General features: G+C 53.0%; 14 protein-coding genes. 13 read left to right on the plus strand and 1 reads right to left on the minus strand.

Annotated elements, in window-relative coordinates; translation table 11 throughout:
* The first annotated feature begins 132 nt into the window (after nucleotides 1-132).
* The 4 genes from kefG to slyD all read left to right on the plus strand — a co-directional run bounded on the left by kefG (nucleotide 133) and on the right by slyD (nucleotide 3,398).
* The gene (gene kefG, locus ACMV5H_RS07660) at nucleotides 133-687 is read left to right on the plus strand and encodes a glutathione-regulated potassium-efflux system ancillary protein KefG (RefSeq protein WP_414821663.1); all 555 of its coding nucleotides are present in this window, start codon (nucleotides 133-135) and stop codon (nucleotides 685-687) included.
* Nucleotides 687-2,498, plus strand: coding sequence for a glutathione-regulated potassium-efflux system protein KefB (kefB, locus tag ACMV5H_RS07665; RefSeq protein WP_179253832.1), 1,812 nt, complete (start codon nucleotides 687-689; stop codon nucleotides 2,496-2,498). Before kefG ends, kefB begins: the two co-directional genes overlap by 1 nt.
* A 14-nt stretch (nucleotides 2,499-2,512) precedes the next feature.
* On the plus strand, nucleotides 2,513-2,716 hold the full coding sequence (locus tag ACMV5H_RS07670; RefSeq protein WP_037376686.1) for a YheV family putative zinc ribbon protein: 204 nt from the start codon (nucleotides 2,513-2,515) through the stop codon (nucleotides 2,714-2,716).
* A 94-nt stretch (nucleotides 2,717-2,810) separates the two neighbouring features.
* Nucleotides 2,811-3,398: a peptidylprolyl isomerase gene (slyD, locus tag ACMV5H_RS07675; protein WP_021181645.1), complete on the plus strand. Its 588-nt coding sequence runs from the start codon at nucleotides 2,811-2,813 to the stop codon at nucleotides 3,396-3,398.
* Nucleotides 3,399-3,443: 45 nt separating this feature from the next.
* Here the strand turns inward: slyD and ACMV5H_RS07680 are convergent, their stop codons facing one another.
* Nucleotides 3,444-3,671, minus strand: a complete 228-nt coding sequence (locus ACMV5H_RS07680) for a protein SlyX (protein ID WP_094981634.1) — start codon at nucleotides 3,669-3,671, stop codon at nucleotides 3,444-3,446.
* Between the two features lie 317 nt (nucleotides 3,672-3,988).
* On the opposite strand from ACMV5H_RS07680, the gene fkpA reads away from it, so the two are divergent.
* The 9 genes from fkpA to ACMV5H_RS07725 form a co-directional block, all read left to right on the plus strand.
* Nucleotides 3,989-4,867, plus strand: coding sequence for an FKBP-type peptidyl-prolyl cis-trans isomerase (gene fkpA / locus ACMV5H_RS07685; RefSeq protein WP_121608460.1), 879 nt, complete (start codon nucleotides 3,989-3,991; stop codon nucleotides 4,865-4,867).
* A gap of 324 nt (nucleotides 4,868-5,191) precedes the next feature.
* A complete protein-coding gene (locus ACMV5H_RS07690) occupies nucleotides 5,192-5,914 on the plus strand; it encodes a transcriptional regulator (protein ID WP_021181642.1) in 723 nt (240 codons plus the stop codon).
* Nucleotides 5,914-6,303, plus strand: coding sequence for a sulfurtransferase complex subunit TusD (tusD, locus tag ACMV5H_RS07695; protein ID WP_094981632.1), 390 nt, complete (start codon nucleotides 5,914-5,916; stop codon nucleotides 6,301-6,303). The genes ACMV5H_RS07690 and tusD overlap by 1 nt, the downstream gene beginning before the upstream one ends.
* Before the next feature lie 9 nt (nucleotides 6,304-6,312).
* The gene (tusC, locus tag ACMV5H_RS07700; protein ID WP_414821657.1) at nucleotides 6,313-6,672 is read left to right on the plus strand and encodes a sulfurtransferase complex subunit TusC; all 360 of its coding nucleotides are present in this window, start codon (nucleotides 6,313-6,315) and stop codon (nucleotides 6,670-6,672) included.
* Between the two features lie 9 nt (nucleotides 6,673-6,681).
* The gene (gene tusB / locus ACMV5H_RS07705; RefSeq protein WP_414821658.1) at nucleotides 6,682-6,969 is read left to right on the plus strand and encodes a sulfurtransferase complex subunit TusB; all 288 of its coding nucleotides are present in this window, start codon (nucleotides 6,682-6,684) and stop codon (nucleotides 6,967-6,969) included.
* A gap of 144 nt (nucleotides 6,970-7,113) precedes the next feature.
* A complete protein-coding gene (rpsL, locus tag ACMV5H_RS07710; protein ID WP_021181638.1) occupies nucleotides 7,114-7,488 on the plus strand; it encodes a 30S ribosomal protein S12 in 375 nt (124 codons plus the stop codon).
* Nucleotides 7,489-7,579: 91 nt separating this feature from the next.
* The gene (rpsG, locus tag ACMV5H_RS07715; protein ID WP_021181637.1) at nucleotides 7,580-8,050 is read left to right on the plus strand and encodes a 30S ribosomal protein S7; all 471 of its coding nucleotides are present in this window, start codon (nucleotides 7,580-7,582) and stop codon (nucleotides 8,048-8,050) included.
* A 90-nt stretch (nucleotides 8,051-8,140) separates the two neighbouring features.
* Nucleotides 8,141-10,255 carry an elongation factor G gene (gene fusA, locus ACMV5H_RS07720; RefSeq protein WP_021181636.1) on the plus strand — a complete coding sequence of 705 codons (2,115 nt, stop codon included), beginning with the start codon at nucleotides 8,141-8,143 and terminating at the stop codon, nucleotides 10,253-10,255.
* Between the two features lie 71 nt (nucleotides 10,256-10,326).
* On the plus strand, nucleotides 10,327-10,525 hold a 199-nt coding region (locus ACMV5H_RS07725; RefSeq protein ID WP_368439369.1), incomplete at its 3' end, for a GTP-binding protein.

Consider the following 10,525-nt stretch of genomic DNA (forward strand, 5'->3'; position numbering starts at 1 on the left):
AGCGCCGTTTGTTCAGAGTATGTTAAATTGAATTGAGTTTACGTTAACAGGACGCGTAGCAGTCCTATTATTAGTCTTTGCGTTGCATGGTAACGGAAATCCGCCACCCTGACGACGCTTTGGAGGGGAATGATGTCACAGCCGCCGAAGGTTTTGCTGCTGTATGCCCATCCGGAATCCCAGGACTCGGTAGCGAACCGGGTTTTGTTACAACCGGCACAGCAGTTGGAACATGTTACCGTGCACGATTTATACGCGAACTATCCGGATTTCTTTATTGATATCCATCACGAACAACAACTGCTCCGCGACCATCAGGTCATCGTTTTCCAACACCCCTTATATACCTATAGCTGCCCGGCGTTGCTGAAAGAATGGCTGGACCGTGTGCTGTCCCGCGGGTTTGCCAGTGGTATCGGCGGTAATGCGCTGGCGGGCAAATACTGGCGTTCGGTGATCACCACTGGGGAACCGGAAGGTGCCTATCGCACTGGCGGTTACAATCGTTATGCGATCGAGGATATTCTGCGCCCTTTTGAGCTGACCGCGGCCATGTGCCATATGCACTGGCTGACGCCGATGATCGTTTACTGGGCGCGCCGTCAGAAACCGGAAGTGCTGAGCAGTCACGCCAGCGCTTATGGCGACTGGCTGCGTAACCCGTTGCCGCACACCGGGAGGCACTGATGGAAGGTTCCTCGCTATTAACCGCCATATTGCTGTTCCTGTTTGCTGCGGTGTTGACGGTGCCGATCGCCCGCCGTCTTGGGATCGGAGCTGTTTTAGGCTATCTGATCGCCGGTATTGCCATTGGCCCGTGGGGATTGGGATTCATCCGGGATGTGGATGAAATTCTGCACTTCTCCGAGTTGGGCGTGGTGTTCCTGATGTTTATCATCGGGCTGGAACTGAACCCGGCCAAACTGTGGGAACTGCGTCGCTCGATCTTTGGTGTCGGTGCCGGGCAGGTATTGGTCACGGCGGCCGTGCTCGGTGCGCTGCTTTACTTCAGCCATTTTGCCTGGCAGGCGGCGGTGATAGGTGGCATTGGTCTAGCCATGTCATCGACAGCCATGGCGCTGCAACTGATGCGTGAAAAAGGCATGAACCGCAACGAAGGGGGGCAGTTAGGCTTCTCAGTGCTGCTGTTTCAGGATATGGCGGTGATCCCGGCGCTGGCGTTGATCCCGATCCTGGCCGGGGGCGCAGGTACCAGCGACGATTGGGCGAAAATCGCCATGAAGGTCGCGGCCTTCGGCGGCATGCTGATCGGGGGGCGCTTCCTGTTACGCCCGTTATTCCGTTATATCGCCTCATCTGGGGTGCGTGAAATATTTACCGCCGCCGCGCTGTTGGTGGTGCTGGGGGCTGCGCTGTTTATGGATGCCCTTGGCCTGTCGATGGCATTGGGGACCTTTATCGCCGGGGTGCTGCTGGCAGAGAGCGAATATCGCCATGAACTGGAAATCGCCATAGAGCCTTTCAAAGGGCTGCTGCTTGGGTTGTTCTTCATCTCGGTAGGCATGGCGCTGAATATGGGGGTGTTGTATACCCATCTGCTGGAAGTACTGCTGGGCGTGGTGATCCTGGTGGCGGTGAAATCGGGTGTGTTGTACTCGCTGGCGCGTATCTTTGGCCTGCGGCGCTCGGTACGTCTGCAATTTTCCGGGGTGCTGAGCCAAGGCGGTGAGTTTGCCTTCGTGCTGTTCTCGGCGGCTTCGACGCAGCATATTTTCGACGACGATCAACTGGCCTTGCTGTTGGTCGTGGTGACGCTCTCAATGATGACCACGCCGCTGCTGATGCAGATTATCGATCGCATTCTGGCCCGCCGCTATAACGCCAAAGATGAGGATGAAGAGGCGCCCTACGTGGCAGATGACGATCCGCAGGTCATTATCGTCGGTTTCGGCCGCTTCGGGCAGGTGATTGGCCGCTTACTGATGGCTAATAAGAAGCGTATCACCGTGCTTGAGCGGGACGTTAGCGCGGTTGGCGTATTGCGCCGATACGGTTACAAGGTTTACTACGGAGATGCCACGGAACTGGAGTTGCTGCGGGCAGCCGGTGCGGCAAAGGCCAAATCTATCGTCATTACCTGTAATGAGCCGGAAGATACCATGGCCATCGTCCATCTGTGCCAGCAGCACTTCCCCAACCTGTCCATTTTGGCGCGGGCGCGGGGGCGTGTGGAGGCGCACGAGTTGTTGCAGGCTGGCGTAAAACAGTTTAGTCGTGAAACCTTCTCCAGCGCCCTGGAGCTAGGGCGCAAGGCGTTAACGGAGTTGGGGATGCACCCGCATCAGGCTTATCGCGCTCAGCAGCATTTTCGCCGTCTGGATATGCGCATGCTGCGTGAATTGATGCCACCGCATCTGGGGGACGTGGCTCAGATTTCCCGCGTGAAAGAAGCCCGGCGCGAGCTGGAAGAACTTTTCCACCGCGAAATGCAAAAAGAAAAACGGCAGTTCGACGGCTGGGATGATGAATACGAATAATTCGGAGCACAATGATGTCTGCAACTCGTAAAAGATTTATCGCCGGGGCGGTTTGCCCAAGCTGTAACGCTATGGATACGCTGGCGGTTTGGCGTGAAGACCAGGTTGAAGTAGTGGAGTGTGTCAAGTGTGGCCACCATCAGCGCCAGACCGAGCAACAGGTGGAAAAACACGTTCGCCCGCAGGAGCAGGTGATCGGTATTTTTCACCCAGAGTAGCGTTATCTGCCGTGATTTTTTATGCTGAAGGGTACAGCGCTGGAGATTTCCGCTACAATCTCCACCGATTTAGTTTCCAACGGTAGGAGATATCATGAAAGTAACAAAAGACTTGGTGGTCAGCCTGGCTTACCAAGTACGTACAGAAGACGGTGTTTTGGTTGATGAGTCTCCGGTGAGTGCACCGTTGGACTATCTGCACGGGCATGGCTCTCTGATCGCAGGTCTGGAAAAAGCACTCGAAGGTCACGAAGCTGGTGATCGTTTCGACGTTCATGTCGCCGCTAACGAAGCTTACGGCAACTACGATGAAAACCTGGTGCAGCGCGTTCCTAAAGACGTCTTTATGGGCGTTGATGAACTGCAGGTAGGCATGCGCTTCCTGGCTGATACCGATCAGGGCCCGGTTCCGGTTGAAATCACCGAAGTTGATGGTGACCACGTAGTGGTTGATGGTAACCACATGCTGGCTGGCCAAGACCTGAACTTCCACGTAGAAGTTGTGGCGCTGCGTGAAGCGACCGAAGAAGAACTGGCCCACGGCCACGTTCACGGTGAGCACGATCATCACCATGAACACGGTGACGGCTGCTGTGGCGGTCATGGCCACGATCACGACCACGATCATGACCACGGCAAGAAAGGCGGCTGTGGTGGCAACGGTGGTTGCGGCTGCCACTAATCCTGGTGCTGTAACTGCAACAAAAGGTCGCTTCGGCGGCCTTTTTTAGTAATGCGGGGGAGGTGTCTCTTCCGCCTGCGAGGCGATCATCGAAGGTTGGCTGGCACGCAGTTTGTCGGTCAGCAGCCGCAGATGTTCTTGTATCTTCAGCATTTCAAGCTGATGCTGTACCACGGTTTGATTGAGTTCCTCAATCGTCACTTCCTGAAAGGCCTGGCGGCTTTCCATCTCTTCCAACCGCTGCAGCAGGCTGTCGTAGTTTTTCTCGTGCATGATATTACCTCTGGCACTGTTAAATCCGGGATTCTGGCACTATGTTATCAGTAGCGCTCGGCTTTGTGCCTGCCAATTTCGGCAAGCGGTTTATCACTGCTGCAAGGCGGGCAATTCAACTCGCAAGGCCGTCAAATAAAGGTGTTAATTATCAATGCGATAATTATTTTTCTTGAACTTTGCTACCAATATGAGGTCACATCTTGACTCGATTGGTTACCTGTGTGACTGTTTTGTTTTGTTTCAGGCAGCTATAGTAGCCCGGTTAACTTACTTAATGATGGTTTGAGGCACCGCTTCAGACACTGGAGAAATGGATGAAATCTTTGTTTAAAGTCACGCTTCTGGCAACCACTATGGCGCTTGCTCTGAATGCGACCCAAGTTATGGCAGCCGATGCGGCCAAACCTGCTGATGCTGCTACCGTTACCACTACCGGTGAGGTTGCGCCTGCTGCTGAAGCGGCTAAACCTGCAGAAGCACCAAGCACTGGCAAGTTCAAGAATGACGATGAGCAGGTTGCTTACGCACTGGGTGTTCAACTCGGCCGCTACATGGAAAACTCGCTGGATGAACAGGAAAAGCTGGGCATCAAGCTGGACAAAGACGTGATGCTCGGGGCTGTTAAGGACGCGTTTGCCAAGCAGAGCAAGCTGAATGACTCTGACATCGAAAAAACCCTGCAAGGTTTTGAAGTGCGCGTGAAGGCTTCCGCTCAGGCGAAGATGGAGCAGGACGCGAAAGAAAACGAAGCGAAAGGCGTTAAATACGCTGAAACCTTCGCCAAAGAAAAAGGCGCGAAGAAAACCGAATCTGGTCTGCTGTACAAAGTAGAGAAAGAAGGGACCGGTGAAGCACCGAAAGACAGCGATACCGTAGTGGTAAACTACAAAGGTACCCTGACCGACGGCACCGTATTTGACAACTCCTACGATCGCGGCGAGCCATTGTCATTCCGTCTGGACGGCGTGATCCCAGGCTGGACCGAAGGCCTGAAGCACATCAAGAAAGGCGGCAAGATCAAACTGGTTATCCCACCGGCACTGGCCTATGGTAAAAATGGCGTTCCAGGGATCCCTGCCAACTCCACGCTGGTGTTTGACGTTGAACTGCTGGATGTGAAACCAGCAGCCAAGGCTGATGACAAAACAGAAAAAGCGGCTGACGAAGCTGCTGCAGACGCTAAAGCCAAATAAGTCTGAGATTTCCCAACCGCCGCGAATGTCCTTCGCGGCGGTTTTCATTTCTGCGTACCAAGAATGCAAAATATCCTGCAACTTTACCCCCTGTTTTTACTGATCGCTTGACGCCTGCCGGGCATCGGGCTTAACGTCAATATCACGCGCAAATGTAAGAACCAGCATCTGACCGTTTTGCTAGACTCTGGGTCTGAACTTATGAATCATGCGCCTGCCCCTTAGGGCGTGTACCTAAAACTGCTCCCGGCAGCGATTGTCTCCTGCACGAGCCGTTTTAGTTGCGTCCCCTGGCACAGGCGATCTATGTAGGTGGTATCTTCGATGTCAAATTCGCTTTTATCCAGCGAAGCCAGCGAACTTGATTTGCTGAATGAGCGTCCGTTTAGTCAGACGGACCATGAAATCCTGAAGTCGTATGAAGCCGTGGTCGATGGGCTGGCGATGCTGATTGGTGGGCACTGCGAAATCGTGCTGCACTCCCTGGAGGATCTGAAATGCTCCGCCGTGCGTATTGCCAATGGTGAACACACCGGGCGTAAAATCGGTTCGCCGATCACCGATCTGGCACTGCGTATGCTGCATGATATGGCGGGCGATGACAGCAGCGTCTCCAAAGCCTATTTCACCCGGGCCAAAAGTGGCGTGTTGATGAAGTCGGTAACGATTGCCATCCGCAATCGCGAACAGCGGGTGATCGGCCTGCTGTGTATCAACATGAATCTCGATGTGCCGTTCTCGCAGATTATCCAGACCTTTATGCCGCCGGAAACGCAGGAGGTGGCTTCCTCGGTCAACTTCGCCTCCTCGGTTGACGATCTGGTGGCGCAGACGTTGGAGTTCACCATCGAAGAGGTGAATGCCGATCGCAACGTGTCCAATAACGCCAAAAATCGCCAGATCGTACTCAACCTGTACGAGAAAGGCATTTTTGATATCAAAGACGCGATCAATCAGGTTGCCGATCGCCTGAATATCTCCAAGCATACCGTCTACCTGTATATCCGCCAGTTCAAGAGTGGCGATTTGCTGGGCAATGAGCGCTGATGCTTAACTACTGCCTATTGGTCACCGGCCCGGCTTATGGTACTCAGCAAGCGAGCAGCGCCTGGCAATTCGCCCAGGCCCTGTTGGCGGCAGGCCACCGCATTACCAGCGTTTTTTTCTATCGTGAAGGGGTGCTGAATGCCAACCAACTGACCTCTCCGGCCAGCGATGAATTCGATCTGGTGCGGGCGTGGGTGGCTCTGGCGCAGCAACATGGCGTGGAGCTTAATGTCTGTGTGGCGGCAGCTTTGCGCCGTGGCGTGACCGATGAGCAAGAAGCCGCACAGTTGGCGTTGGTGGCTGCCAACCTGCAGCCGGGGTTTACCCTCAGCGGTTTGGGCTCATTGGCCGAAGCGGCGCTGAGCAACGATCGCCTGGTACAGTTTTAAGTGAGCAGAATGAAGCGAGTTGCGTTTGTATTTACCCAAGGGCCACATGGCAGTGCGGCTGGCAGAGAAGGGCTGGATGCGGTACTGGCGACGTCGGCACTGAGCGAGGATATCGGCGTATTTTTTGTCGGCGATGGCGTGTTGCAACTGCTGCCGGGCCAACAACCCGAAAAGATCCTGGCCCGCAATTACATCGCCACCTTTGGCGTATTGCCGCTGTATGACGTTGAAAACTGCTATCTCTGCGCAACGGCCGTCCAGGAGCGTGGTCTGCAACAGGTCACCGACTGGGTGCTGAAGGCCGAAACTCTGCCGCCAGATACTCTGTGCCAGAAACTGGCTGCTTACGATGTGGTCATGACTTTCTAGGATACTTTGATGCTGTATACCCTCAGCCATTCCCCAACGCGTTGCGACCTGCCTGCGTTGTTAAGGCTCACCAGAGAAGGTGATGCTCTGCTGTTGTTGCAAGACGGCGTACTGGCCGGCCTGGCCGGTAGCGCCAGCCTTGATTTATTGCTCAATGCCCCCATATCCCTTTATGCGCTGCAGGACGATCTGGAAGCCAGAGGCCTGTCTGTTCATTTTTCACCCAAAATCACGCTAATCGGTTATACTGACTTCGTTGTGTTAACCGAGAAACACCACAGCCAAATGGCATGGTAATGCGGGTGATGTTGTATATTTCTTGACACCTCTACCAGTCAGCCATAAAATTCTGCGTCCTCGTACTGTGCCAAAAGTGCATACGGGGGATTTATCACATGTTTACGAAGCAAAAAACGAAGCAAAACCCAGGAGCTTTTTTTAATGACTACGATTAATCAGCTGGTTCGCAAACCACGCTCTGTGAAGGCTGCTAAAAGCAACGTTCCAGCGCTGGAAGCCTGCCCGCAGAAACGTGGTGTATGTACTCGCGTATATACCACCACCCCGAAAAAACCAAACTCCGCACTGCGTAAAGTTTGCCGTGTGCGTTTGACTAACGGTTTCGAAGTGAGTTCTTACATCGGTGGCGAAGGCCACAACCTGCAGGAACACTCCGTAATCCTGATCCGTGGCGGTCGTGTTAAAGACTTGCCAGGTGTGCGTTACCACACCGTTCGTGGTGCACTTGACTGCTCCGGCGTTAAAGACCGTAAGCAAGCTCGTTCCAAGTACGGCGTGAAGAAGCCAAAGGCTTAATGGTTCTCCGTTAAGTAAGGCCAAACATTTTAATGTCAAAATAAACTCGTAGAGTTTTGGACAATCCTGAAATTTTCAACGGAGTATTTCCATGCCACGTCGTCGCGTAATAGGCCAACGTAAAATCCTGCCAGATCCTAAGTTCGGATCCGAGCTGTTGGCTAAATTTGTAAACATTCTGATGGTAGATGGTAAGAAATCTACTGCAGAAGCAATCGTCTATACCGCGCTGGAGACCCTGGCTCAGCGTTCTGGTAAAGGTCACCTGGAAGCTTTCGAAGTCGCTCTCGACAACGTGCGCCCGACTGTAGAAGTTAAGTCTCGCCGCGTTGGTGGTTCTACTTACCAGGTACCAGTTGAAGTTCGTCCGGTTCGTCGTAATGCCCTGGCAATGCGTTGGATCGTTGATGCAGCTCGTAAACGTGGTGATAAATCCATGGCTCTGCGCCTGGCGAACGAACTGTCTGATGCAGCAGAGAACAAAGGTTCTGCTGTTAAGAAGCGTGAAGACGTTCACCGTATGGCAGAAGCCAACAAGGCGTTCGCCCACTACCGCTGGTAATCCACGCAGTAGTTATGCTAACCAAGTGGGCGCTTCAAGAAGCCAACCCGCTTGGTTTCACCGAACCGCCTAAGGCAATAGAGGAATCAAATGGCTCGTACAACACCCATTGAGCGCTACCGTAATATCGGTATCAGTGCTCACATCGACGCCGGTAAGACCACAACTACCGAACGTATCCTGTTCTACACCGGTGTAAACCACAAAATCGGTGAAGTTCATGACGGCGCCGCCACCATGGACTGGATGGAACAAGAGCAGGAGCGTGGTATTACCATTACTTCTGCAGCGACAACTGCTTTCTGGTCTGGTATGGCCAAGCAGTTTGAGCCGCACCGTGTAAACATCATCGACACCCCAGGGCACGTTGACTTCACCATCGAAGTAGAACGTTCCATGCGTGTGCTTGATGGCGCGGTAATGGTTTACTGTGCTGTTGGTGGTGTTCAGCCACAGTCTGAGACCGTATGGCGTCAGGCTAACAAATATAAAGTGCCACGCATCGCGTTCGTTAACAAAATGGACCGTATGGGTGCCAACTTCTTGAAAGTTGTTGGTCAGCTTAAATCTCGTCTGGGCGCAAACCCGGTTCCATTGCAGCTGGCAATTGGCGCAGAAGAGAAATTCACCGGTGTTGTTGACCTGGTGAAAATGAAAGCCATCAACTGGAACGAAGCTGATGCAGGCGTGACCTTCGAATACGAAGAGATCCCAGCTGACATGCAAGAACTGGCTGCTGAATGGCACCAGAATCTGGTTGAGTCTGCTGCTGAAGCCTCAGATGAGCTGATGGACAAATACCTGGGCGGCGAAGAGCTGACCGAGGAAGAAATCAAGAAAGCTCTGCGTCAGCGCGTGCTGAACAACGAAGTGATTCTGGTAACCTGTGGTTCTGCCTTTAAAAACAAAGGCGTACAGGCAATGCTGGATGCGGTTATCGAATACCTGCCAGCGCCAAATGACGTTGAAGCTATCAACGGTATTCTGGACGACGGTAAAGATACCCCGGCTGTGCGTCATTCTGACGACTCAGAGCCGTTCTCTGCACTGGCGTTCAAAATCGCTACCGATCCATTCGTGGGTAACCTGACGTTCTTCCGTGTGTACTCTGGCGTTGTTAACTCCGGTGACACAGTTCTGAACTCCGTTAAGGCCGCGCGTGAGCGTCTGGGCCGTATCGTTCAGATGCACGCTAACAAGCGTGAAGAGATTAAAGAAGTTCGTGCAGGCGACATCGCTGCAGCAATCGGTCTGAAAGACGTAACTACCGGTGATACGCTGTGTGATCCTGCTAGCCCGATCATTCTTGAGCGTATGGAGTTCCCTGAGCCGGTAATCTCCGTAGCGGTAGAACCAAAAACCAAAGCTGACCAGGAAAAAATGGGTCTGGCTCTGGGCCGTCTGGCGAAGGAAGACCCATCATTCCGCGTATGGACTGACGAAGAATCAGGTCAGACCATCATCGCAGGTATGGGTGAACTTCACCTGGATATCCTGGTTGACCGTATGCGTCGTGAATTTAACGTTGAAGCGAACGTGGGTAAACCACAGGTTGCTTACCGTGAAGCGATTCGCGCGAAAGTTACTGACATCGAAGGTAAACACGCCAAGCAGTCTGGTGGTCGTGGTCAGTATGGTCATGTTGTTATCGACATGTACCCACTGGAGCCGGGCTCAAATCCGAAAGGTTACGAGTTCATCAATGACATTAAAGGCGGTGTGATCCCAACGGAATACATCCCTGCCATTGATAAAGGCCTCCAGGAGCAACTTAAGTCTGGTCCACTGGCCGGTTATCCGGTAGTTGATCTCGGTGTGCGTCTGCATTTCGGTTCTTTCCACGATGTTGACTCCTCCGAATTGGCGTTTAAACTGGCCGCGTCTATCGCCTTTAAAGATGGCTTTAAGAAAGCAAAACCTGTTTTGCTTGAGCCTATCATGAAGGTCGAAGTTGAAACGCCGGAAGAGAACACTGGTGACGTCATCGGTGACCTTAGCCGTCGTCGTGGTCAACTGAAAGGTCAGGAATCCAACGCTACTGGCGTTCAGATTCACGCTGAAGTTCCGTTGTCCGAGATGTTTGGATACGCAACTCAACTGCGTTCTCTGACCAAAGGCCGTGCTTCTTACTCCATGGAGTTCCTGAAGTACGATGATGCGCCGAACAACGTCGCTCAGGCCGTTATTGAAGCCCGTGGTAAATAAGCTTTCGGGTTTAACACATTGATCAGTGCTCCCTCCATGAGGGGGGAGCAAAAGAGTTAAGGAATATAGCCGTGTCTAAAGAAAAATTTGAACGTTCCAAACCGCACGTTAACGTTGGTACTATCGGCCACGTTGACCACGGTAAAACTACCCTGACCGCTGCAATCACTACCGTTCTGGCTAAAACCTACGGTGGTTCTGCACGTGCTTTCGACCAGATCGATAACGCGCCAGAAGAAAAAGCTCGTGGTATCACCATCAACACTTCTC

This window comes from Serratia sp. N21D137, assembly GCF_047530005.1.
GTDB classification, from domain to species: Bacteria; Pseudomonadota; Gammaproteobacteria; order Enterobacterales; family Enterobacteriaceae; genus Chania; species Chania fonticola_B.